Annotated in this window: 19 protein-coding genes; 11 read left to right on the plus strand and 8 right to left on the minus strand. The window is 61.6% G+C overall.

Annotation, left to right across the window (positions count from 1 at the left end; genetic code table 11):
- Positions 1-94: 94 nt before the first annotated feature.
- The gene (locus tag ACCD02_RS19270) at positions 95-613 is read right to left on the minus strand and encodes a Bro-N domain-containing protein (RefSeq protein WP_413305143.1); all 519 of its coding nucleotides are present in this window, start codon (positions 611-613) and stop codon (positions 95-97) included.
- Between the two features lie 554 nt (positions 614-1,167).
- Here ACCD02_RS19270 and ACCD02_RS19275 point away from each other — a divergent pair.
- Both ACCD02_RS19275 and ACCD02_RS19280 read left to right on the plus strand, forming a co-directional pair.
- Positions 1,168-2,727: an alkaline phosphatase D family protein gene (locus tag ACCD02_RS19275; RefSeq protein WP_413305144.1), complete on the plus strand. Its 1,560-nt coding sequence runs from the start codon at positions 1,168-1,170 to the stop codon at positions 2,725-2,727.
- A gap of 78 nt (positions 2,728-2,805) precedes the next feature.
- Positions 2,806-3,747 carry an AEC family transporter gene (locus ACCD02_RS19280; protein WP_413305147.1) on the plus strand — a complete coding sequence of 314 codons (942 nt, stop codon included), beginning with the start codon at positions 2,806-2,808 and terminating at the stop codon, positions 3,745-3,747.
- Here ACCD02_RS19280 and ACCD02_RS19285 read toward each other — a convergent pair.
- The 6 genes from ACCD02_RS19285 to gatC all read right to left on the minus strand — a co-directional run bounded on the left by ACCD02_RS19285 (position 3,744) and on the right by gatC (position 9,196).
- Positions 3,744-4,127 (minus strand): carboxymuconolactone decarboxylase family protein, encoded by a 384-nt coding sequence (locus ACCD02_RS19285; protein WP_413305149.1) that lies wholly within the window; start codon positions 4,125-4,127, stop codon positions 3,744-3,746. The two genes, ACCD02_RS19280 and ACCD02_RS19285, sit on opposite strands and share 4 nt — an antisense overlap.
- 212 nt (positions 4,128-4,339) lie before the next feature.
- Positions 4,340-5,395, minus strand: coding sequence for a calcium/sodium antiporter (locus tag ACCD02_RS19290; protein ID WP_413305421.1), 1,056 nt, complete (start codon positions 5,393-5,395; stop codon positions 4,340-4,342).
- A gap of 61 nt (positions 5,396-5,456) precedes the next feature.
- Positions 5,457-5,831 carry a septal ring lytic transglycosylase RlpA family protein gene (locus ACCD02_RS19295; protein WP_413305151.1) on the minus strand — a complete coding sequence of 125 codons (375 nt, stop codon included), beginning with the start codon at positions 5,829-5,831 and terminating at the stop codon, positions 5,457-5,459.
- A gap of 152 nt (positions 5,832-5,983) precedes the next feature.
- A complete protein-coding gene (gene gatB, locus ACCD02_RS19300; protein ID WP_413305153.1) occupies positions 5,984-7,429 on the minus strand; it encodes an Asp-tRNA(Asn)/Glu-tRNA(Gln) amidotransferase subunit GatB in 1,446 nt (481 codons plus the stop codon).
- Positions 7,430-7,441: 12 nt separating this feature from the next.
- Complete coding sequence (gene gatA / locus ACCD02_RS19305) at positions 7,442-8,893, minus strand: Asp-tRNA(Asn)/Glu-tRNA(Gln) amidotransferase subunit GatA (RefSeq protein WP_413305155.1); 1,452 nt, start codon at positions 8,891-8,893, stop codon at positions 7,442-7,444.
- A 15-nt stretch (positions 8,894-8,908) separates the two neighbouring features.
- Entirely contained in the window at positions 8,909-9,196 is a 288-nt protein-coding gene (gene gatC / locus ACCD02_RS19310) for an Asp-tRNA(Asn)/Glu-tRNA(Gln) amidotransferase subunit GatC (RefSeq protein ID WP_413305159.1), read from the minus strand.
- Between the two features lie 207 nt (positions 9,197-9,403).
- Here gatC and mreB point away from each other — a divergent pair, with 207 nt between their 5' ends.
- From mreB to tldD, 8 genes are all read left to right on the plus strand, one after another.
- Positions 9,404-10,441: a rod shape-determining protein MreB gene (gene mreB, locus ACCD02_RS19315; RefSeq protein ID WP_020292894.1), complete on the plus strand. Its 1,038-nt coding sequence runs from the start codon at positions 9,404-9,406 to the stop codon at positions 10,439-10,441.
- Between the two features lie 219 nt (positions 10,442-10,660).
- Positions 10,661-11,767, plus strand: a complete 1,107-nt coding sequence (gene mreC / locus ACCD02_RS19320; protein WP_413305162.1) for a rod shape-determining protein MreC — start codon at positions 10,661-10,663, stop codon at positions 11,765-11,767.
- The gene (gene mreD, locus ACCD02_RS19325) at positions 11,760-12,251 is read left to right on the plus strand and encodes a rod shape-determining protein MreD (protein WP_413305164.1); all 492 of its coding nucleotides are present in this window, start codon (positions 11,760-11,762) and stop codon (positions 12,249-12,251) included. The genes mreC and mreD overlap by 8 nt, the downstream gene beginning before the upstream one ends.
- A gap of 65 nt (positions 12,252-12,316) precedes the next feature.
- A complete protein-coding gene (locus ACCD02_RS19330; RefSeq protein ID WP_413305167.1) occupies positions 12,317-12,919 on the plus strand; it encodes a Maf family protein in 603 nt (200 codons plus the stop codon).
- Positions 12,916-14,373, plus strand: coding sequence for a ribonuclease G (gene rng, locus ACCD02_RS19335; RefSeq protein ID WP_413305170.1), 1,458 nt, complete (start codon positions 12,916-12,918; stop codon positions 14,371-14,373). The genes ACCD02_RS19330 and rng overlap by 4 nt, the downstream gene beginning before the upstream one ends.
- Before the next feature lie 163 nt (positions 14,374-14,536).
- The gene (locus tag ACCD02_RS19340) at positions 14,537-18,349 is read left to right on the plus strand and encodes a YhdP family protein (protein WP_413305172.1); all 3,813 of its coding nucleotides are present in this window, start codon (positions 14,537-14,539) and stop codon (positions 18,347-18,349) included.
- 249 nt (positions 18,350-18,598) lie between these two features.
- Positions 18,599-19,444 (plus strand): carbon-nitrogen hydrolase family protein, encoded by an 846-nt coding sequence (locus ACCD02_RS19345; RefSeq protein ID WP_413305174.1) that lies wholly within the window; start codon positions 18,599-18,601, stop codon positions 19,442-19,444.
- A 2-nt stretch (positions 19,445-19,446) separates the two neighbouring features.
- Positions 19,447-20,886, plus strand: a complete 1,440-nt coding sequence (gene tldD / locus ACCD02_RS19350) for a metalloprotease TldD (RefSeq protein ID WP_259098284.1) — start codon at positions 19,447-19,449, stop codon at positions 20,884-20,886.
- A gap of 151 nt (positions 20,887-21,037) precedes the next feature.
- On the opposite strand, the gene yjgA is transcribed toward tldD, so the two are convergent.
- Entirely contained in the window at positions 21,038-21,559 is a 522-nt protein-coding gene (gene yjgA / locus ACCD02_RS19355) for a ribosome biogenesis factor YjgA (RefSeq protein WP_259098286.1), read from the minus strand.
- A gap of 107 nt (positions 21,560-21,666) precedes the next feature.
- Here yjgA and pmbA point away from each other — a divergent pair, with 107 nt between their 5' ends.
- The gene (gene pmbA / locus ACCD02_RS19360; protein WP_413305178.1) at positions 21,667-23,013 is read left to right on the plus strand and encodes a metalloprotease PmbA; all 1,347 of its coding nucleotides are present in this window, start codon (positions 21,667-21,669) and stop codon (positions 23,011-23,013) included.
- Positions 23,014-23,139 lie beyond the last annotated feature (126 nt).

Here is a 23,139-nt window from a genome sequence, read left to right on the forward strand (position 1 = left end):
GGCTTGCTGGCGATCGAGTGCGCAGCGCTCGCACTAGCTTCAGCGTCTGGTCTGACGCCATCGCCAGCAAGCCGGCTCCTACGGGGAATCGGGTTTATATCGCCAGAAACTGCGTCGCGCGTTTCCACCATGGTTGTGTCTGGCCGAGGCTTTCGCGGGTTTCGTGCAGCAGCACGTTGGGCATGTCCCGCAAGCGGATCCAGGGCTCGTTTTGCCAGTGCAGCAGGTTCAGCGAGGCGCCGGCCCAGTCCAGTAGCCCGAGGGTCGGGCGTTCGCTGTGGCCCAGGTGGTTGGCGTCGCGCAGGGTCGGGGCGACGTGCAGGGTCAGCCATTCGCGCAGTTGCCGGGTGTGGGGCGCTGAATGGTAGATCAGCAGGGCGTAGGCGCCGGATTCGCTGATCATCAGCACCTCGCCCAGCTCGCGCACGTTGAGCAGGCGATGCTGATCCGGGTCGAGCTTGCGGATGCTGCGCTCTTCCAGGCGATAGCCCATCAGCCGGCCCAGGTTATGGGCGCAGAACCAGACCTGGCCTTCCAGTAGCAGGGCGTGAAGGTTGAGGTGATGGCGGGTGAAGCGGGTGGGGGTGTGGCAGGTTTGTTCATATATCGGCATGGAAAACTCTCATCATTTAAGAGCTGCCACTTACTCGTCGCCAAACAAAATAGGCGGCAGCTGTACGCGGGTTGGCGAACCAGTGATGAGTAACCCGGCAGACCCGAAGGTCTCCCACGCACAGCTACCATAAAACGGGTAATGCATAATTATGCCCCGTATCAATATGGTCAGCTTACTCATCCTTACCGGATCGCCAAATCCAGTGCTGAAAACTCAGCAGGCCGGGAGGTTAATTCCCGGTTTTTTACGAGGCAAGCACACAAATGTAACCTTGCCACGGACTAAAACTGCCGGCGCGATTTGCGGGAGAGAATTTGGTGAGCGCGAATTCTGTGGGAGCGAATTCATTCGCGAAGAGGCCGGTACATACGACGCATCTTTGCCGCCTGACACAAGGCTTTCGCGAATGAATTCGCTCCCACAATTGGCCTCTATAGAATCCCCTCACACACGTCATTCAGCTGTCAGGCCAGCGAGGGTCGGCGCTGTCATATTCACCCCACAAACCCCTGTTAGCGTGTGCCCTTTACCTTTGTGCGAGGGGAGTGGCCATGAGCGAGTTCGATCTTAAACGTCGGCGGGTAATCCAGGCCGTGGGCGCAGGCCTGTTGCTGCCGGGCCTGGCGCCGGCGGTGCTGGCCTCGGTCAAGGACCGGCCGAAGATGACCGATGGCGTGCAGTCCGGCGACTTGCTGGGTGACCGGGCCATGGTCTGGAGCCGCAGCGACCGGCCTGCGCGCATGGTGGTGGAGTGGGATACCCGCAGCATGTTCACCAACCCGCGCCGTTCGGTGTCGTTGCTGGCCGATCAGCGCACGGATTTCACCGCCCGGGTCGAGCTCAGCGGCCTGCCCACCGATCAGGCGATTTTCTACCGCGTGCATTTCGAAGACGCACAAACCGGTGCCGCCAGCGAACCCTGGTTCGGCCATTTGCGCAGTGCGCCGCAGCAGCGTCGGGACATTCGTTTTGTCTGGAGCGGCGACACCGTCGGCCAGGGCTTTGGCATTAACCCGGATATCGGTGGCATGCGCATCTACGAAGCCATGCGCCTGCGTCTGCCGGACTTCTTTATCCACAGTGGCGACACCATTTACGCCGATGGCCCGGTGCCCGCCGAGGTGGTCACCGAGGGCGGGCGGATCTGGCGCAATATCACCACCGAGGCCAAGAGCAAGGTCGCGGAAACCCTCGACGAATATCGCGGCAATTACCGCTACAACCTGATGGACGACAACCTGCGCCGGTTCAACGCCGAGGTGCCGCAGATCTGGCAGTGGGACGACCATGAGGTGATCAATAACTGGTCGCCGAGCAAGCAACTGGACGAGCGCTACAAGACCCGGGATATCCAGTTGCTGGTCACCCGCGCGCGCCAGGCTTACCTCGAATACGCGCCGATGCGCCTGCAACAGGCGGACAAGGGCGGGCGGATTTATCGCAAGCTCGGTTACGGGCCGCTGTTGGATGTGTTCGTGCTGGACATGCGCAGCTATCGCGGCGGCAACGATGCCAATCTGTCCGAGCAGGCCAGTGGCAGCACGGCGTTCCTTGGTCGCGAGCAGCTGGAATGGCTCAAGCGCGAACTGCAAGGCTCCACGGCGCAGTGGAAGGTGATTGCCGCCGATATGCCCATTGGCCTCGGTGTGCCGGACGGTGAAGTCAGCCCCGGCGTGGCGCGTTGGGAGGCGATTGCCAATGGCGACAATGGCCCGGCCAAGGGTCGCGAGCTGGAAACCGCCGAGCTGCTGACCTTCCTGCGCGCGCAGAAGATCCGCGATTGCGTATGGCTGACCGCCGATGTGCATTACTGCGCCGCCCACCACTATCAACCGGAGCTGGCGACCTTTCAGGACTTCGACCCGTTCTGGGAATTTGTTGCCGGACCGCTGAATGCCGGCAGCTTCGGGCCCAATCCGCTGGACAAGACCTTCGGCCCGGAACTGGTGTTCCAGAAGGCGCCGCCTGCGCAGAACACCTCGCCCTTTGCCGGTTTTCAGTTTTTCGGCGAGGTGAATATCGACGGCCAGAGCGCGGAGTTGACCGTGACTCTGCGCGATCTGGATGGCGTGGCGGTATTCGAGAAGAAATTGCAGCCGGCCAACGCCTGATCGCTGAAATTCTCTGTAACAACCCGGTCGTTAGTGACTTATCATTAGCCTACTAACGACGGGGCAGGGAATCGCGGCATGCTGGGTATTTTTCTTGAGACCGTGAATATCACGGCCCCGGTGTTCGCCATGCTGTTTCTCGGCGTGCTGCTCAAGCGCGTTGGCTGGATCAACGACGGCTTCATCATCACCGCCTCGGCCCTGGTGTTCAACGCGACCATGCCGGCGCTGCTGTTCCTGGGCATCATCCACGCCGACCTGCACGCGGCCTTGCAGCCCAAGCTGCTGATCTATTTCACTGTCGCGACCCTGGCCGGTTTTGCCTTTGCCTGGGGCTATGCAATCTGGCGGGCGCCGCTGATTGATCGCGGGATTTTTGTGCAGGGTGCCTTTCGCGGCAATAACGGCGTGATCGGCCTGGCCCTGGCGGCGAGCATGTACGGTGACTACGGGATTTCCCTGGGGGCGATCCTCGCCGCGCTGATCATTCTGTTCTACAACACCCTGTCGACCATCGTGCTGGCGGTGTACAGCCCGGTGATCAAGTCCGACCCGTGGAGCATTTTCAAGAGCATCCTGGCCAACCCGCTGATCATCAGCGTGCTGGCGGCTTCACCCTTTGCCTACTTCGGCATCGGCCTGCCCAAGTGGCTGGAAACCTCCGGTAACTATCTGGCGCAGATGACCCTGCCACTGGCGTTGATCTGCATCGGCGGCACCCTGTCCCTGGCGTCGCTGCGCAAAAGCGGCAAGCTGGCGATCAGCGCCAGTATGGTCAAGATGATCTGGCTGCCGGTGCTGTGTACCTTCGGCGCCTGGCTCTGCGGCTTCCGCAAGGCGGAGCTGGGGATTCTGTTTCTCTATTTCGGCAGCCCGACAGCGGCTGTCAGCTTCGTCATGGCCCGGGCAGCCAATGGCAATCACGAGCTGGCGGCCGCGATCATTGTCATCACCACCCTGGCAGCGGCGGTGACGACCAATATCGGCATTTTCATCCTGCAATGGGGCGGCTGGATTTAGGTCGAGGGCTTCTCGTAACTGTCGATCACTTCCTGGGCGGCGCGGAACGCATCGATGGCCGCCGGCACCCCGGCATAGACCGCGCAGTGCAGCAGTGCTTCGCGAATCTCCTCAACGGTGCAGCCATTGTTCAGCGCGCCACGCACGTGGCCCTTGAGTTCCTGCGGGCACTTCAGGGCGGTCAGTGCGGCAAGGGTGATCAGGCTGCGGGTTTTCAACGGCAGACCTTCACGCCCCCAGACACTGCCCCAGGCGTGTTCGTTGACGAAGTCCTGCAGCGGCTGGGTGAACTCCGTGGCATTGCCCAGGGCCCGGTCGACGAAGACATCGCCCATGACCTTGCGCCGCAGTTGTTCACCGTTCGATTTTGCTTCGCTCATGTTATTTGCTCCTGAAGAACAGTAGAGATCACTTGGATCGACGCATTTTATGTACAGGGCGCGGATGTTGTGGGAGCGAATTCATTCGCGAAAGCGTTGTTCCAGACGGTAAAGATGCGTCGGATGTAGCGGCCTCTTCGCGAATGAATTCGCTCCCACAGAGTTCGCTGTCACAGAACTATCTTCCATCGTGTTCGCTCCGATAACGTCCGCTAACCTGTTTTACGGCGCCAGGTTCTGATCATGGTGAACACAATAACCACCGCCAACACCGGCAACACATACCCGATCACCACCTGTTCCAAGCGCTCGGCCAGGGCCATGCCGGTGCTCAGGGCCACCAGATGAAGGCCGTAGGCCATGTACAGGGCGAGCAGCAGCAGGCCTTCGGCGCGGGTGATGCGGTAGCCGGACAGCATCAGCGGCAGGCACAGCACGGCAACGCCGAGCATGATCGGCAGGTCGAAGGTCAGGGCATTGGGCGAGACGGACAGCGGCTGTGGAGCAATCAGGGCAGTCAGGCCCAGTACGCCGCAGAGGTTGAACAGGTTGCTGCCGATCACGTTGCCCACGGCGATATGCCGTTCGCCGCGAATGGCGGCGATCAGCGAGGTGACCAGGGCGGGCAGGGAGGTGCTGACGGCAATCACCGTCAGGCCGATGATGCGTTCGGACAGGCCCAGGTCCAGGGCCAGGAGCACGGTGCTGTCGACCAACAGATGGCTGCCGCCGATCAGCAAGGCAAGGCCGACGGCCATGGCGGCGAGGCGAATCAATAACAGGCCGGTCTGCCGGGGGCGCGGATCGTTGATCACCTTGCCGTGGCGGGCACTGTAGCCGGACTGGCGCAGCACGATCAGCAGGTAGGCGAGCAGCCCAATCAGCAGAATCCCCCCTTCAAACGGCCCCAGTTGGTGATCCCAGGCCAGCAGGTAGACCAGCAGGCTGGCGGCGATCATCAGCGGGATATCGATGCGCACCAGCTCCCGGGCGACTCGCAAAGGGATGATCAGGGCGGACAGGCCGAGGGTAACCAGCACATTGAAAATGTTACCGCCGATGACGCTGCCGACGCCGATATCCGTATTGTCGGAGAAGGCCGATTGCAGGCTGACGGCCATTTGCGGCGCGCTGCTGCCGAACGCGACCACGGTCAGGCCGATGATCAGTGGGCGCACCCGCAGCAGAGCGGCCAAGCGTACCGCGCCACGCACCGACAGCTCCGCACCTCCGACCAGCAGCACCAGGCCGCTGAGGAATTGCAGGATGACGGGCAGGGGCAGGTTCGATAGTTGCAGAATTGTGGTTTTCCTTGGTGTGTGAAAGGCGTCAGTCTTCCAGGTCTTGCACGCGCACTCGAGCGGTGCCGTTGCGCAGCATACCCAACTGTTCGGCGGCTGACTTCGAAACGTCAATCAGGCGGCCACGGGTATGCGGGCCGCGATCATTGATGCGCACCACGACACTTTTGTCATTATCGAGATTGGTGACCTTCACCCGCGTGCCGAAGGGTAACTGGCGGTGGGCGGCGGTCAGGGAATTCTGGTCGAAACGCTCACCGCTGGCGGTGCGTTTGCCTTGGTGTTGCGAACCGTAGTACGAGGCACTGCCGGTTTCATCGTAACCGTGGGGATCGATCTCGCGATCACTGGCACAGCCGGCCAGCAGCAGAAGCAGGAAGCAGGCGCCGAGAAGCCGTAGCATGCGGTATTGCTCCTTGAATCAATTGGACTGTCTGTGCATTTGTGGGAGCGGATTTATCCGCGAAGGGGCCGGCACATTCGATATATATCTATCGCGTGTGATGCCGTCTTCGCGAATGAATTCGCTCCCACAATGGCTGATGCAGCCGTGGGTCAGCCTTCCAGCTTGCGCTTGAGCAGTTCATTGACCTGCTGCGGGTTGGCCTTGCCTTTGGAGACTTTCATCGCCTGACCGACGAAGAAGCCGAACATCTTGCCGCGCTTGGCTTCGTCGGCGGCGCGGTATTGTTCGACCTGTTCGGCGTTGGCGGCGAGCATCTCGTCGAGCATGGCTTCGATGGCACCGCTGTCGGTGACCTGTTTCAGGCCCTTCTTCTCGATGACTTCGTCGGCACTGCCTTCACCGTTGGCCATCGCCTCGAAGACCATCTTGGCGATTTTGCCGGAAATGGTGTTGTCGGTGATGCGTTTGAGCATGCCGCCCAGTTGCTCGGCGCTGACCGGCGACTGGTCGATGTCCAGGCCCTGTTTGTTCAGCAGGCTGCCCAGTTCGACCATGACCCAGTTGGCGGCCAGTTTGGCGTCGCCGCTGATGGCCACGACCTGTTCAAAGTAGTCCGCCTGCTCACGGCTGGAAGCCAGCACGCTGGCGTCGTAGGCCGACAGGCCGAACTGGCTCTGGAAGCGCTCGCGTTTCTGCGGTGGCAGTTCCGGCAGGGTGGCGCGGGTTTCTTCGAGGAAGGAGTCCTCGATGACCACCGGCAACAGGTCCGGATCGGGGAAGTAACGGTAGTCGTTGGCTTCCTCCTTGCTGCGCATGGCGCGGGTTTCGTCCTTGTTCGGATCGTACAGGCGGGTCTGCTGGATGACCTTGCCGCCGTCTTCGATCAGGTCGATCTGGCGCTGGATCTCGCTGTTGATCGCCTTTTCGATGAAACGGAACGAGTTGACGTTCTTGATCTCGCAGCGGGTACCGAACTCGACCTGGCCTTTGGGGCGGACCGAGACGTTGCAGTCGCAACGCAGCGAGCCTTCGGCCATGTTGCCGTCGCAGATGTCCAGGTAGCGGACCAGGGCGTGCATGGCTTTGACGTAGGCCACGGCTTCCTTGGCCGAACGCATGTCCGGCTCGGAAACGATTTCCAGCAACGGCGTGCCGGCGCGATTCAGGTCGATACCGGTCATGCCGCTGAAGTCTTCATGCAGGCTCTTGCCGGCATCTTCTTCCAGGTGGGCACGGGTGATGCCGACGCGCTTGACGGTGCCGTCTTCCAGAGTGATGTCCAGGTGGCCCTTGCCAACGATCGGCAGTTCCATCTGGCTGATCTGGTAGCCCTTGGGCAGGTCCGGGTAGAAGTAGTTCTTGCGCGCAAAGACGTTGTGCTGGCCGATTTCAGCATCGATGGCCAGGCCGAACTTGACGGCCATGCGCACGGCTTCCTTGTTCAGCACCGGCAGTACGCCGGGCATGCCCAGGTCGACCAGGCTGGCCTGGGTGTTGGGCTCGGAGCCGAACGTGGTGGCGCTGCCGGAGAAAATTTTCGATTGGGTCGAGAGCTGGGTGTGAATCTCCAGCCCGATGACGACTTCCCATTGCATGTGTGTTTCTCCTCAGAAGCCTTCGGGCGAGCGCAAATGCCAGTCAGTAACCTGCTGGTATTGGTGGGCTACGTTGAGCAGACGGCCTTCCTGGAAATACGGGGCGAGCAGTTGCACGCCGACCGGCAGTCCACCGGCAAAGCCCGCTGGCATGGACAAGCCCGGCAGACCCGCGAGGTTGGCGGTGATGGTGTAGAAGTCTTCCAGATACTCGGCGATCGGGTCGTTGGTCTTGGCGCCGATTTTCCAGGCCGGGTTGGGCGTGGTCGGGCCGAGAATGACGTCGACGTCGGCGAAGGCATTCATGAAGTCGTTCTTGATCAGGCGCCGGATCTTCTGTGCCTGCAGGTAGTAGGCGTCGTAGTAGCCGGCCGACAGCGCGTAGGCGCCGACCATGATGCGCCGCTGCACTTCCGGGCCGAAGCCTTCGGCGCGGGAGCGCTTGTACAGGTCGGTCAGGTCTTTCGGGTCGGCGCAGCGATAGCCGAAGCGCACGCCGTCGAAACGCGACAGGTTGGACGAGGCTTCCGCCGGAGCGATGACGTAATAGGCAGGAATCGCGTGCTGCAGGTTCGGCAGGCTGATTTCCTTGATGACGGCACCGAGCTTCTTCAGTTCTTCGACACTGGCCATGACCAGGTCGGCGATGCGCGGGTCGAGACCGGCGCTGAAGTACTCCTTCGGTATGCCGATGCGCAGGCCCTGCAGCGAAGCGTTCAGGTTGGCGGAGTAATCCGGAACCGGTTCGTCGATGCTGGTGGAGTCCTGCGGATCGAAGCCGGCCATGCCTTGCAGCAGCAGGGCGCAGTCTTCGGCAGTGCGGGCCATGGGGCCGGCCTGATCGAGACTGGAGGCATAGGCGATCATGCCCCAGCGCGAAACACGACCGTAGGTCGGTTTCAGGCCGGTGAGGTTGGTCAGGGCCGCTGGCTGGCGGATCGAGCCGCCGGTGTCGGTGCCGGTGGCCGCAGGCAGCAGGCGCGCAGCAACCGCAGCCGCCGAGCCGCCGGACGAGCCGCCGGGCACGTGTTCCAGGTTCCACGGGTTCTTCACCGCGCCGTAATGGCTGGATTCGTTGGCCGAACCCATGGCGAATTCGTCCATGTTGGTCTTGCCCAACGTCACGGTACCGGCGGCGGCCAGTTTGGCAACCACCGTGGCGTCGTAGGGCGACGTGAAGTTGTCGAGCATCTTCGAGCCGCAGCTGGTACGTACGCCCTGGGTGCAGAACAGGTCTTTATGGGCCAGCGGGGCACCCAGCAGGGCACCGTTCTCGCCATTGGCGCGGCGGGCATCGGCAGCCTGGGCCTGGGCGATGGCCAGGTCGTCGGTGCGGGTGATAAAGCTGTTGAGCTGAGGGTCGAGCTGGGCAATGCGCGCCAGCAGGACACGGGTCAGTTCTTCAGAAGAAAACTTTTTTTCGGCGAGTCCGCGAGCGATCTCGGCCAGAGTCATTTGATGCATAACAGGCACTTTCCCTTACTCGATGACTTTCGGAACCAGATAAAGGCCGCTTTCGACCGCCGGTGCGATGGCTTGGTAAGTGTCGCGACGATTGGGCTCGGTTACCACGTCCTCGCGCAGGCGCTGGGAGGCTTCCAGGGGGTGGGCCAGGGGTTCGATACCGCTGGTATCGACGGCCTGCATCTGGTCAATCAGGCCCAGAATGCTGTTCAGTGCTTCAGTAGTACGCGGGATATCGGCGTCATTCAGGCCAAGTCGGGCCAGATGAGCGATTTTTTCCACGTCGGAGCGATCAAGCGCCATGGGGTTCTCCTGTGGAATGCGCACGGATCCAGTCCGTGGGGCGGATTGCGGAACACGACAGGGGTTTTACGGTCAAAGGGCCGCGAACGTCTAGCGTCGTGCTCGGAAAACCACCAATTTAACATATTGGCTCCTTGCCCAAAATCCCTGTCGTTGTTAGAGTTTGCCGCACTTTTTTACCCACGCGCTCCCTAGGGTCCTTTTCCCATGTTCAAGAAACTGCGTGGCATGTTTTCCAGCGATTTGTCTATCGACCTGGGGACTGCCAATACCCTTATTTACGTGCGTGAGCGCGGTATTGTTCTGAATGAACCTTCGGTTGTGGCCATTCGTACCCATGGCAACCAGAAGAGTGTCGTCGCCGTCGGGATGGAGGCCAAGCGCATGCTCGGTCGTACCCCAGGCAATATCGCTGCTATCCGCCCGATGAAAGACGGCGTCATCGCCGACTTCAGCGTCTGTGAAAAGATGCTTCAATATTTCATCAACAAGGTTCACGAAAACAGCTTCCTGCAGCCAAGCCCTCGTGTGCTGATCTGCGTACCGTGCAAATCCACCCAGGTTGAACGCCGCGCCATTCGCGAGTCGGCCCTGGGTGCCGGCGCCCGTGAAGTGTTCCTGATCGAAGAGCCAATGGCCGCCGCTATCGGTGCCGGCCTGCCGGTCGAGGAAGCACGCGGTTCGATGGTCGTCGATATCGGTGGTGGTACCACTGAAATCGCGCTGATCTCCCTCAACGGTGTGGTCTATGCCGAATCCGTACGTGTGGGCGGCGACCGTTTCGACGAAGCGATCATCACTTACGTGCGCCGCAACTACGGCAGCCTGATCGGTGAATCCACCGCCGAGCGCATCAAGCAGGAAATCGGTACCGCTTATCCGGGCGGCGAAGTCCGTGAAGTCGACGTGCGCGGCCGCAACCTGGCCGAAGGCGTTCCTCGTGCCTTCACCCTGAACTCCAACGAAGTGCTGGAAGCGTTGCAGGAATCCCTGGCAACCATCGTTCAGGCCGTGAAAAGCGCGCTGGAGCAATCGCCTCCGGAACTGGCATCGGACATCGCCGAGCGCGGCCTGGTGCTGACCGGTGGTGGCGCGTTGCTGCGTGACCTCGACAAGCTGCTGGCCCAGGAAACCGGCCTGCCGGTAATCGTCGCCGAAGACCCGCTGACCTGCGTAGCCCGTGGCGGTGGTCGTGCGCTGGAGATGATGGACAAGCACACCATGGATCTGCTTTCCAGCGAGTGATCGCTGCAGAGACGTTTCATGGCAGCCTTTGAATACAGGTAGCGCTTTGTGCTACCTGTATGCTTTGCGCTGGCGCCGAAATCTGGCGTTCACCTTTTCTACTGTCCTGGCCGGTCCAATGCCGCATGAATAAGCACAGCCACGCACAGCTCAACCCATCGGATGCATGCCCGGGAGGAGCCTATTAAACCGCTCTTCGCAAAAGGCCCATCCCTGGGTGTGCGCCTGTTGGCAGTGGCCGTCTTTTCGGTAGCACTGATGGTGGTTGATGCACGGTTTGAATTGCTCAGGCCGCTGCGCAGCCAGATGTCTCTGGTGCTGATGCAGTCCTACTGGATCGTCGATCTGCCCTCGCGTTTGTATCAGAATGTTGCCAGCCAGTTTGGCGGGCGTACCGAGCTGATCGCCGAAAACGAAAAACTCAAGACCGAGACTCTGCTGTTGCAGGGGCGCCTGCAGAAACTGGCGGCCCTGACCGAGCAGAACGTGCGCCTGCGCGAGTTGCTCAATTCCTCGGCACTGGTCAACGAGAAGGTCGAAGTGGCCGAGTTGATCGGCATGGACCCCAATCCCTTTACCCATCGCATCATCATCAACAAGGGTGAGCGCGACGGCGTCGTACTGGGCCAGCCGGTACTCGATGCCCGGGGTCTGATGGGCCAGGTGGTCGAGCTGATGCCCTATACCTCGCGGGTTCTGCTGCTGACCGACTCGACCCACAGCATTCCGGTACAGGTCAACCGTAATGGCCTGCGCGCCATCGCCAGCGGCACCGGTAACCCGGAGCGCCTGGAGTTGCGCCATGTCGCGGACACCGCTGATATCAAGGAAGGCGACCTGCTGGTCAGTTCCGGCCTTGGCCAGCGCTTCCCTGCCGGTTACCCGGTGGCGACGGTCAAGGAAGTGATTCATGACTCCGGCCAGCCTTTCGCTATTGTCCGCGCCGTGCCGACCGCAGCCCTGAACCGCAGCCGTTACCTGTTGCTGGTGTTCTCCGACGGTCGTTCGCCGGAAGAGCGTGCGGCCGATGCGGCCAAGGCCCAGGAAAATATCGAGCGCGGTGCCGAGCCGTCTACACCTGCGGCGGCAGCGGGATCAGCAGGATCGGCGACACCGGTCGCGCCGGTGACGGCCAATTCACCCGCCAACCATTCGGTGCCGGGCACCGCGCCGCTTACCATTCCGGAAATACCGGCTGTGATCCTGACCCCGGCGCCCGCTCCGGCCAAGCCCGCCCGCAGGCCGGCCAAGCCTGCAGTGAGCAGGCCACCCGCCGCGCAAGCCACGGAACCGGCGACTGGTACTCGGGAGCGCACCGATGGTTAGTCTGGCTCCCTCGCGCAATGGCTGGGTCGTCTGGTTGTCGTTTCTGCTGGGGCTGTTGCTGAGCGTTTCGCCGCTGCCGCAGTTCATGGAAATCTTCCGGCCACTGTGGCTGGCGCTGTTGCTGACCTTCTGGACCCTGGCCCTGCCGCACAAGGTCGGCATGACCACGGCCTGGGTGCTGGGCCTGATGGAAGATGTGTTGTACGGCACGCTGCTGGGGCAGAACGCACTGATCCTGAGCCTGATCACCTTCCTGGTAATGTCCTTGCAGCAACGCTTGCGCATGTACCCCATGTGGCAGCAATGCCTGATCCTGCTGGTTATCTTCGGCCTGGCGCAGTTGGCACAACTCTGGCTCAGCGCCTTGACCGGTAATCGTCAGCCGACCCTGGCATTGCTCTTGCCAGCACTGGTCAGTGTCCTGCTCTGGCCTTGGGTGAGCTACGGTATGCGTGGCCTGCGCAAGCGTTTGAAAATCAATTGAGCGCTGCGTGGTTGCCGTTGGCATGAAGCCGGTCGCAATCATGGCCCTGACATGGAGACGTCTAGATGCCCCCCCTTTACCTGGCCTCTGGTTCGCCACGCCGTCGTGAACTGCTGACCCAGATCGGTGTGCCTTACACCGCCCTCAGTGCCGAAATCGATGAAACCCCTTTTACGGATGAACGCCCACATGCCTATGTCGAGCGCCTGGCGCGCGGCAAGGCTCAGGCCGGGCTGGCATCGCTGAGCGCATCGCCCGACGCTTGTGTGCTCGGCGCCGATACGGCAGTGGTGCTCGATGGCCGCATTCTCGGCAAGCCGATAGACGCGGATGATGCCTGCGCCATGCTCACGGCGCTGTCCGGCCGCGAACACGAAGTGCTCACCGCTGTGGCCGTGGCCAATCGTCAGGGCTGCGAGGCGCTGGTGGTCAGCAGTCGCGTGCGCTTTCGCGTCATCCAGCCTCAGGAAATTCGGGCCTATTGGGCCAGCGGCGAACCCCGGGACAAGGCCGGCAGCTATGCCATTCAGGGGCTGGCGGCGGTCTTCGTCGAGGGTTTGCAAGGCAGTTATTCGGCGGTAGTCGGCCTGCCTTTGTGTGAAACCGCAGAACTGCTGAGCCGTTTCGGCATACCCTGTTGGCAATGCCTGGAAGGTGACAAGCCATGAGTGAAGAGATTCTGATCAACATCACGCCGATGGAATCACGCGTGGCGGTGGTGGAAAACGGTGTTTTGCAGGAAGTCCATGTCGAGCGGACCCAGCGTCGCGGGATCGTCGGCAACATCTACAAGGGCAAGGTGGTACGGGTGCTGCCCGGTATGCAGGCGGCGTTCGTCGATATCGGCCTGGACCGGGCGGCGTTCATTCACGCCTCGGAAATTTCCATGCGCGAAGGCCCGGCCGTGGAAAGCATTGCCTCCCTGGTGCACGAAGGCCAGAGCCTGGTGGTGCAGGTCACCAAGGACCCGATTGGCAGCAAGGGCGCGCGCCTGACGACTCAACTGTCGATTCCTTCACGTTATCTGGTGTACATGCCGCGCACTGCCCATGTCGGCATCTCGCTGAAGATCGAAGACGAAGGCGAGCGCGAGCGGCTGAAAAAAGTGGTCAGCGATTGCGTGGCCCTGGAAGGGATCAAGGAAGCCGGTGGATTCATCCTGCGTACTGCCGCTGAAGGCGCCGGTGCCGATGAGATCCTTATGGACATCCGCTACCTGCGTCGTCTGTGGGACCAGATCGGCGAGCAGATCAAGACCATCAGCCCGCCCAATGTCATCTACGAAGATCTCGGCCTGGCCCTGCGTACCCTGCGCGATCTGGTCAGCCCGAAGATCGAGAAGATTCGCATCGACTCGCGGGAAACCTTCCAGAAGACCACTCAGTTCGTTGCCGAGCTGATGCCGGAAATCGCCGATCGTCTTGAGCACTATCCTGGCGAACGGCCGATCTTCGACCTCTATGGCGTCGAGGACGAGATCCAGAAGGCCCTGGATCGCAAGGTCCCGCTCAAGTCCGGCGGTTATCTGGTGATCGATCCGGCCGAGGCCATGACCACCATCGACGTCAATACCGGCGCCTTTGTCGGCCATCGCAATCTTGAAGAAACCATTTTCAAGACCAATCTCGAAGCGGCGACTGCCATCGCCCGCCAGCTGCGCCTGCGCAATCTGGGCGGGATCATCATCATCGATTTCATCGACATGGAAGACGGCGAGCATCAGCGGCAGGTCCTGCGTACCCTGGAAAAACAGCTGGAGCGCGATCACGCCAAGACCAACATCATCGGTATCACCGAACTGGGCCTGGTGCAGATGACCCGCAAGCGCACCCGCGAGAGTCTGGAGCAGGTGCTGTGCGAGCCATGCAACAGTTGCCAGGGCCGTGGCAAGTTGAAGACCCCGGAAACCATCTGTTACGAAATCTTCCGCGAGATCCTGCGCGAGGCCCGTGCCTATCAGGCGCTGGGCTATCGTGTACTGGCCAACCAGCGGGTGGTGGACCGTCTGCTTGACGAAGAATCGGGCAATGTCGCGGAATTGGAGGGCTTTATTGGCCGAACCATCCGCTTTCAGGTAGAAACCATGTATTCCCAGGAACAATACGACGTTGTTCTGCTCTGAGTTCGCAGCGCTCTCGCGAGCCTGAACCCTGAGCAGCCGACGGACCTGTGGCAAGGACGCCCTTATAACGAGATCGATGCGTGGCAATTGAGCAATCCCGGAACCTACTGATGTCTGCAAAAACGAGCCGGGTTATCCCATCCCTCAGTGGGAGTGCTCTGACATGCAACGTCTGACCCGCCTTTCAGCGACGCTGACCCGTTGGGGGTTGAGCCTTTGCGCGCTGATTCTGGTGCTGGCGGCGTTGTACGTCAGCCTGGGGCGGCAACTGGCGCCGCTGGTGGCCGAATATCGCACCGATATCGAGAGCAAGGTCGCTGCGGCGCTGCAAATGCCGGTAAGCATCGGCGGCCTGGAAGGCACCTGGCACGGTTTTGCGCCGATTTTCGTCGCCCGGGATGTGGTGGTGGGGCAGGGCAGCAACTCCATGCGCCTGGAACACGTGCGCGCGGTGCCCGATTTCTGGGCCAGCGTTCGCGCCCGGCAAGTGCGGATCGAGCGCCTGGAACTCGATGGCCTGCAACTGAGCCTCAAGGAAGACAAGGACGGCCACTGGGCGCTGCAAGGCCTGCCGGTCAGTGATGACAAGCCATTCGATCCTGAGCAATTGTTGACCCAGATGCAGGTGGTCTCGCGGCTGACACTGTTCGACAGCCAGTTGACCCTGCAACCCTTCGAGCAACAACCGCAGACTTTCAAGTACATCAGCCTCAGCCTCAAGACCGGCAGCGCCAATCAACGACTGGATGCTCGGACGACACTCCCCGATGGCCAGCCGCTGGCACTCAACATGCGCTCGCATGTCCGCGCCAGCGAATGGCGCGACGGCAACGCCGACCTCTACCTGAGCCTGCCCCAGAGCGATTGGGCGCATTGGTTGCCCAAGAGCCTGACCAGACAATGGAATCTGGACACCCTGCAAGCCGGTGGCGACCTGTGGCTGAGCTGGGCCAAAGGCACCCTGCAGAGCGCTGCCGTGCGCCTGAATGCGCCAACCATCAAGGCCGCGTATGCCGACCGCAAGCCAGCGAAGATCGGCAACCTGGCCCTCAATGCCTGGCTGCAACGCACTGACAAAGGCTTCAACCTGACCCTCGGTTCCCTGGCCATGAGCCTGGGCAGCAATCGTTGGGAAAGCCGCATTCAAGTGACTCAGGAAGAAGCGACGGCCGACACCGACGAACTGTGGCATGTGCAGGCCGACCGCCTGGACCTGACCCCGCTGACGCCGCTGTTCGACGCCCTGGCACCGGTGCCTGAGGGTGTGAAGGTGGCACTGGACAACCTCAAGTTCACGGGCGCATTGACCAATGTGCTGGTGGATTTTCGTCCGGGGGTGGAGGGTGACAAGAAACTGATGTTCGCCGCCAACCTCGACAAGCTTGGTTTCAATGCGTATCACGGCGCTCCGGCGGCCGGGAATGTCAGCGGCGCCATCAGTGGCGACCTCGGCCAGGGCGAGCTGCGCCTGGCTACGGACAACTTCATGCTGCACCTGGCACCGATCTTCGCCAATCCGTGGACTTACACCAAGGCCAACGCGCAGTTGACCTGGCACCTGGACAAGGAAGGCTTCACCCTGATTGCGCCGTATATCAAGGTACTCGGCGATGAGGGCAAGATTGCCGCCGATTTCCTGATCCGCCTGCACTTCAACCATGATCAGGAAGACTATATGGACCTGCGGGTCGGCATGGTCGATGGCGATGGTCGTTACACCAGCAAGTACCTGCCTGCGGCGTTGAGCCCGGCGCTGGACAGTTGGTTGCGTACTGCGGTGCTCGGTGGCGCGGTGGATCAGGGTTTCTTCCAGTATCAGGGTTCCCTCGATCACGGTGCCATGGATGCGGCGCGGGTGATCAGCCTGTTCTTCAAGGTGCATAACGCCACTCTCGATTTCCAGCCCGGCTGGCCGCAGCTCACCGGTGTGGATGGCAATGTATTCGTGGAAAACAGCGGTGTGCGCATCAAGGCCAGCAAGGCGCAGATGCTCAATACCCAGGTCAGCAATGTGCTGGTCAACATTCCCCACGTACCGACCGGGCAGAGCAGTCATTTGTTCGTCGATGGTGACTTCAATGGCACCCTGGCTGACGGCGTGAAGATCCTCCAGACCGCTCCCATCGGTACCGCCAGCACCTTTGCCGGCTGGACCGGCGAAGGGCCGCTGCAAGGCAAGCTGAAACTCGATGTGCCGCTGGTCAAGGGGCAGGAAGCGAAAATCGCTGTCGATTTCAGTACCGATAATGCGCGCCTGAAAATTGCCGACCCGGTGCTGGAGTTCAGCCAGCTCAAGGGTGATTTCCGTTTTGACAGCACCAAGGGGCTGAGCGGCAGGAACATCAAGGCCCAGGCCTTCGAGCGGCCGATTACTGCGGAAATCGTTGCCGACGGCAAGCCCGGCGCACCCATCACCCGGATCAATGCCAGCGGCCAGGTAGCGCAAAAGCGCTTGAACGACTGGCTTGGCATTACCCAGCCGCTGCCAGTGTCCGGGGACTTGCCTTATCAGTTGCAGGTGACCCTGGGTGGCGCCGACAGCCAGTTGAAGATCAACTCCAACCTCAAGGGGCTGGTGGTGGACCTGCCTGCGCCCTTTGGCAAGACCGCCGATGACACCCGCGACAGCGAGTTCCGCATGAGCCTGCAAGGCCCTGAGCGGCGCTACAACGCGCTTTACGGCAACCTGGCGAGCCTGGCCTACAGTGCGCCAGCCAGTACCCCTGCCGACGGCCGTGGCGAGCTGCTGCTCGGTAATGGCACGGCAGCGGTTCCGGATGGCAAGGGCCTGCGGATTCGCGGCAGTCTGTCCGAGCTGGATGTGAACACCTGGAAAGCCACCGCCAGCCGCTATGCCGGTAATGATCCGGGCGGCAGCGCCAAGCTGTTGAGCGGTGTGGATCTGCAGATCGGCAAGTTGATCGCCATGGGCACCACCCTCGATCAGGCCCGGGTGCAGGTCAAGCGTGATACCGCTGCCTGGAACCTGACCCTGGACAGCACTGTGGCCAAGGGTAATGCCAGCCTGCCGGATGCCAAGACCACGCCCATCGGCATCGATATGCAGTACGTACGCCTGCCCGCGCCGGACCCGGCTGCCGCAGTCGTAGAGAACGCGCCGGACCCGCTGGCCGATGTCGACCCACGGCAGATTCCGGCGCTGAATATCAATATCAGCCAGTTGTTCCAGGGCGACCAACTGGTCGGGGCATGGTCGCTGAAGGTGCGGCCGACGCCCAATGGTATCCAGCTGGCCAATCTGAACATGGGCCTCAAGGGCATGTTGCTGCTGGGCGACGGCGGCTGGGAAGGCGCGCCGGGGGCCACCAGCAGTTGGTACAAAGGCAGGATCAACGGCAAGAACCTGGCCGATGTGCTCAAAGGCTGGGGCTTTGCGCCGACCGTGACCAGCGAGAGTTTCGAGCTGAACGTCGATGGTCGCTGGCCGGGCTCTCCGGCCTGGGTCGGGCTCAAACGCTACTCGGGCAGCCTGGACGCCACTCTTGAGCGCGGCCAGTTTGTCGAAGTGGAGGGCGGCGCCCAGGCGTTGCGTGTGTTCGGCCTGCTGAACTTCAACTCCATCGGCCGCCGCCTGCGTCTGGACTTCTCCGACCTGCTTGGCAAAGGCCTGAGCTACGACAAGGTCAAGGGCCTGCTGGTGGCAAGCGACGGTGTTTACGTCACCCGCAAACCAATCACCCTGGCCGGACCGTCGAGCAATCTGGAGCTGGATGGCACTCTGGACATGGTCAAGGACCGCGTCGATGCCAAGCTGCTGGTGACCTTGCCGGTGACCAACAACCTGCCGATTGCCGCGCTGATTGTCGGCGCTCCTGCGATCGGCGGCGCGCTGTTCCTGGTGGACAAGCTGCTGGGTGATCGCGTGGCGCGGTTTGCCAGCGTGCAGTACAAGGTCGAAGGGCCGTGGAAAGAGCCGAAGATCACCTTCGACAAGCCGTTCGAAAAACCGCAGTAAGAGCACAGCAGGAATGGGGGCGAACCTTGTGGGAGCGGATTTATCCGCGAAGTCGGTATTTCAGGCGGTAGGGATGTATCGATTGTTCGGACCTCTTTCGCCAATGAATTCGCTCACAGAATTCGTGGCGACAAAAATATCGTCATGGCAGCAGGTTATGCATTGGTTGGTGCATAGCCTGGTTTGTTGACAGTTCCTTGTTGCCAGTCAAGGAGTAAAGTGCCTGTCATCACCGACAAGGAGTGCCCCATGTCTTTTGCCGTTATCCAGATGGTCAGCCAGAGCGATGTCCTGGGCAACCTGGCCCAGGCCCGGCGCCTGCTCGAACAGGCTGCCGCGTCCGGCGCACGGCTGGCCGTATTGCCGGAAAACTTTGCGGCCATGGGCCGTCGCGATGTCGCTGATATCGGTCGCGCCGAGGCGCTGGGGCAAGGGCCGATCCTGCCATGGTTGAAAAGCACCGCCCGTGACCTCAAGTTATGGATAGTTGCCGGTACCTTGCCGCTACCGCCGAGTGATCGGCCTGATGGCAAGGTTACGGCGTGTTCGCTATTGATCGACGAGCACGGCGAGCAGGTGGCGCGTTACGACAAGCTGCATCTGTTCGACGTGGATGTGGCTGATAGCCGCGGGCGTTATCGCGAGTCCGATGATTATGCTCACGGCAATGACCTGGTGGTGGTGGATACGCCGGTGGGGCGCCTGGGCTTGAGCGTCTGCTATGACCTGCGCTTCCCCGAGTTGTACACAGCACTGCGAGCCGCAGGTGCCGAATTGATTACCGCGCCGTCGGCCTTCACGGCTGTAACCGGCGCGGCGCATTGGGACATCCTGATCCGGGCGCGCGCCATTGAAACCCAGTGTTATCTGCTGGCGGCCGCCCAGGGCGGGGTTCATCCAGGCCCGCGCGAGACCTGGGGCCATGCCGCCATTATCGACCCCTGGGGCCGGGTAGTGGCCGAGCAGGCTCAAGGCGAGGCGGTCTTGCTGGCCCAGCGCGACAGTGAAGAACAGGCGTCCATCCGGGCGCGGATGCCGGTGTCCAGTCACCGGCGATTTTTTGCGCAGGACGCAGTGCGGCCTGCTTCGGAGTAAATATGAGCGACGTCTCCTCAGTCAGTGAACACCTTCTGGCACCCGGCGGCCTTAACCTGGACAGCCTGCAATCGGTGCTGGGCGAACTGGCCGGCCCGGGTATCGACGCTGCCGACCTGTATTTTCAGGGGCAGATTTCCGAGTCCTGGTCCCTGGAAGACGGCATCGTCAAGGAAGGCAGTTTCAACCTCGACCAGGGTGTGGGCGTGCGTGCGCAGTCAGGCGAGAAAACCGGATTTGCCTACAGCAACGCCATCACTCTGGAAGCCTTGAGTTCTGCGGCCAAGGCGGCTCGCTCGATCTCCCGCGCCGGGCAGCACGGCACCGTCCAGGCCTTCACCAGTCAGGACGTGGCTCAGTTGTATGCCCCGGACAACCCCCTGGAAGTCATGACCCGTGCGGAAAAGGTCGAGCTGCTCAAGCGCATCGACGTCGCCACTCGGGCTCTGGACCCGCGCATTCAGCAGGTGTCGGTGAGCATGGCCGGGGTCTGGGAGCGGATTCTGGTGGCGTCGACCGACGGTAGTCTGGCGGCCGATGTGCGCCCATTGGTGCGTTTCAATGTCAGCGTGATCGTCGAGCAGAACGGCCGCCGCGAGCGCGGTGGTCACGGCGGTGGCGGGCGTACCGACTACCGCTATTTCCTTACTGATGACCGCGCCATGGGCTATGCCCGTGAGGCGTTGCGGCAGGCCCTGGTCAATCTGGAAGCGATTCCGGCGCCGGCGGGCACGCTGCCTGTGGTGCTGGGTTCTGGCTGGTCCGGTGTGCTGTTGCACGAAGCCGTCGGCCACGGCCTGGAAGGGGACTTCAACCGCAAGGGCAGTTCCGCCTACAGCGGCCGGATCGGCGAGATGGTGGCTTCCAAACTGTGCACCATCGTTGATGACGGCACCCTGGCCGGGCGTCGCGGTTCCCTGAGCGTCGATGACGAAGGCACCCCGACCGAGTGCACCACACTGATCGAGAACGGTGTGCTCAAGGGCTACATGCAGGACAAGCTCAATGCCCGCCTGATGGGCGTGGCCCGCACCGGCAACGGTCGTCGCGAATCCTACGCGCACCTGCCGATGCCGCGCATGACCAACACCTACATGCTCGGTGGCCAGAGCGATCCGGCCGAGATCATTGCGTCGGTCAAGCGCGGCATCTACTGCGCCAACCTGGGTGGCGGTCAGGTGGATATCACCAGCGGCAAGTTTGTATTTTCCACCAGCGAGGCTTACCTGATCGAGGACGGCAAGATTACCGCTCCGGTCAAGGGCGCGACCCTGATCGGCAACGGTCCGGAAGCGATGAGCAAGGTGTCGATGGTCGGTAACGACCTGTCCCTGGACAGCGGTGTGGGGACCTGTGGCAAGGACGGGCAGTCCGTGCCGGTGGGCGTGGGTCAGCCGACGTTGAAGATCGATGCGATCACCGTGGGCGGTACCGGCGGCTGATTGGGTGAGCCTGTGGGGCTCGTTTCTGTGGGACCGGCTTCAGTCGGGAAGGCTGCATTACAGACGACACATGTGTATCGGATGTACGACCCTCTTCCCGGCTAAAGCCGGTCCCACATAGTCCCACTGTTGCCGGGGTGTAAGGCGGGACTCAACGCAAGCCGCGTTGTGTCTCGTCCAGCTCACGGATGTATTTGAAGATTTTGCGGGTCGAAGCTGGTGGTTTGTTCTGCGCCAGTTCGTGTTGGGCCTGACGGATCAGGGAGCGCAGTTGTTGGCGATCAGCTTCGGGGTATTCGGCAACGAATTTCTCCAGCACATCGTCCGCACCGGTGATCAGGCGATCACGCCAGCGTTCCAGGTTGTGAAAGCGTTCGTTGTATTGGCGAGTGGAGGCATCGAGTTGGTCGAGCAACACCAGAATGGCGTCCAGGTCCTGGTCGCGCATGAGTTTGCCGATGAACTGGATGTGCCGTTTGCGCGCGATATGCGCCGTGTGCTTGGGCGCGTCGGCCAGGGCCTTGCGCAGCGCATCGGTCAGCGGCAGCTTGGCCAGTACATCGGCCTTGAGTGTGGTCAGGCGCTCGCCCAGGTCAACGAGAGCGTGAAGTTCACGCTTGATCTGGGTTTTGCTTTTCTCCCCGTCGAGGGAGTCGTCGTAAGAATCAACCATGGGGGCCGTCCGAAAATAAACGCCGCCATGATAACCAGTCGAGGGCCGCTTGTCCGGCCCGCTCGGTATTCGGTATGTGCCGAAAGCAGAATTTGATGGAGAAAGTCATGAGTGCATCCCAAAGCGTCGGCCCGCAGGCCCTGCCCGAACTGCAGGAGCAGGTCGAGCACATCATCGCCGAGGCCCGTCGCCAGGGCGCCAGCGCCTGTGAAGTGGCGGTGTCGCTGGAGCAGGGGCTGTCGACTTCAGTGCGTCAGCGCGAGGTCGAGACGGTCGAGTTCAATCGTGACCAGGGTTTCGGTATCACTTTGTATGTCGGCCAGCGCAAGGGCTCGGCCAGTACCTCGGCCAGTGGCGCCGAGGCCATTCGCGAGACCGTTGCTGCCGCGTTGGCCATCGCCAAACATACCTCCGAAGACGAAAGTTCGGGCCTGGCCGATGCCGCGCTGATGGCCAAGGACCTGCCGGACTTCGATCTGTACCACGCCTGGGACATCACCCCCGAGCAGGCCATCGAGAAGGCGCTGATCTGTGAAGCGGCGGCTTTCGATGCCGACAGCCGGATCAAGAACGCCGACGGCACCACTCTCAATACTCATCAAGGCTGCCGTGTGTACGGCAACAGCAATGGCTTTGTCGGCGGTTATGCCTCGACTCGCCACAGCCTGAGCTGCGTGATGATCGCCGAGGGCGATGGCCAGATGCAGCGTGATTACTGGTACGACGTCAGCCGCCAGGGTGAACTGCTGGCTGACCCGCTGAGCATCGGCCGCAAGGCCGCTGAACGCGCTGCCAGTCGCCTGGGCGCGCGTCCGGTGCCGACCTGTGAAGTGCCGGTGCTGTTCTCTGCCGAACTGGCGGGCGGTCTGTTCGGCAGCTTCCTCGGGGCGATTTCCGGCGGCAACCTGTATCGCAAGTCGTCTTTCCTTGAAGGCACCATGGGCCAGCGCCTCTTTCCCGAGTGGCTGACCATCGACGAGCGCCCGCACCTGATGCGCGCCATGGGCAGTTCGGCCTTCGACAGCGACGGCCTGGCCACCTATGCCAAACCGTTCGTCGAAAATGGCGATCTGGTGTCCTACATCCTCAGTACTTACTCTGGGCGCAAGCTGGGCCTGCCGAGCACGGCTAACGCGGGGGGCGTGCACAACCTGTTCGTCACCCATGGCACGGAAGACCAGGCTGCCTTGATCCGCCGCATGGGTCGCGGCCTGTTCGTCACCGAGCTGATGGGCAGCGGCCTGAATATGGTCACGGGGGATTATTCCCGTGGCGCGGCAGGCTTCTGGGTCGAGAACGGTGAAATCCAGTTCCCGGTACAGGAAGTGACCATTGCCGGGAACATGCGCGACATGTTCAAGCAGATCGTCGCCGTGGGCAGCGATCTGGAGTTGCGCAGCAATATCCGCACGGGCTCGGTATTGATTGAGCGGATGACTGTAGCGGGGAGCTGACCTGCCCCGAATTGAAATGATGCCTGTGGGACCGGCTGAAGCCGGTCCCACAAAAATTGCACTTCAATTCATCTCGTGCTTGTCGTGATTATCAATCTCATTTAATAATGAATATCATTTCTAAAA

Source organism: Pseudomonas sp. Pseusp88, from assembly GCF_047303955.1.
Lineage (GTDB): Bacteria > Pseudomonadota > Gammaproteobacteria > Pseudomonadales > Pseudomonadaceae > Aquipseudomonas.

Bases quoted from the DNA above. Each gene is read 5' to 3' on its own strand.
- yjgA (WP_259098286.1), bottom strand. From the start codon at position 21,559: ATGGTTGATTCTTACGACGACTCCCTCGACGGGGAGAAAAGCAAAACC.
- ACCD02_RS19345 (WP_413305174.1), top strand. From the start codon at position 18,599: ATGTCTTTTGCCGTTATCCAGATGGTCAGCCAGAGCGATGTCCTGGGC.
- ACCD02_RS19285 (WP_413305149.1), bottom strand. From the start codon at position 4,127: ATGAGCGAAGCAAAATCGAACGGTGAACAACTGCGGCGCAAGGTCATG.
- mreB (WP_020292894.1), top strand. From the start codon at position 9,404: ATGTTCAAGAAACTGCGTGGCATGTTTTCCAGCGATTTGTCTATCGAC.
- ACCD02_RS19295 (WP_413305151.1), bottom strand. From the start codon at position 5,831: ATGCTACGGCTTCTCGGCGCCTGCTTCCTGCTTCTGCTGCTGGCCGGC.
- ACCD02_RS19280 (WP_413305147.1), top strand. From the start codon at position 2,806: ATGCTGGGTATTTTTCTTGAGACCGTGAATATCACGGCCCCGGTGTTC.
- gatA (WP_413305155.1), bottom strand. From the start codon at position 8,893: ATGCATCAAATGACTCTGGCCGAGATCGCTCGCGGACTCGCCGAAAAA.
- ACCD02_RS19270 (WP_413305143.1), bottom strand. From the start codon at position 613: ATGCCGATATATGAACAAACCTGCCACACCCCCACCCGCTTCACCCGC.
- mreD (WP_413305164.1), top strand. From the start codon at position 11,760: ATGGTTAGTCTGGCTCCCTCGCGCAATGGCTGGGTCGTCTGGTTGTCG.
- pmbA (WP_413305178.1), top strand. From the start codon at position 21,667: ATGAGTGCATCCCAAAGCGTCGGCCCGCAGGCCCTGCCCGAACTGCAG.
- gatC (WP_413305159.1), bottom strand. From the start codon at position 9,196: ATGGCGCTTGATCGCTCCGACGTGGAAAAAATCGCTCATCTGGCCCGA.
- ACCD02_RS19330 (WP_413305167.1), top strand. From the start codon at position 12,317: ATGCCCCCCCTTTACCTGGCCTCTGGTTCGCCACGCCGTCGTGAACTG.
- gatB (WP_413305153.1), bottom strand. From the start codon at position 7,429: ATGCAATGGGAAGTCGTCATCGGGCTGGAGATTCACACCCAGCTCTCG.
- rng (WP_413305170.1), top strand. From the start codon at position 12,916: ATGAGTGAAGAGATTCTGATCAACATCACGCCGATGGAATCACGCGTG.
- ACCD02_RS19275 (WP_413305144.1), top strand. From the start codon at position 1,168: ATGAGCGAGTTCGATCTTAAACGTCGGCGGGTAATCCAGGCCGTGGGC.
- tldD (WP_259098284.1), top strand. From the start codon at position 19,447: ATGAGCGACGTCTCCTCAGTCAGTGAACACCTTCTGGCACCCGGCGGC.
- ACCD02_RS19340 (WP_413305172.1), top strand. From the start codon at position 14,537: ATGCAACGTCTGACCCGCCTTTCAGCGACGCTGACCCGTTGGGGGTTG.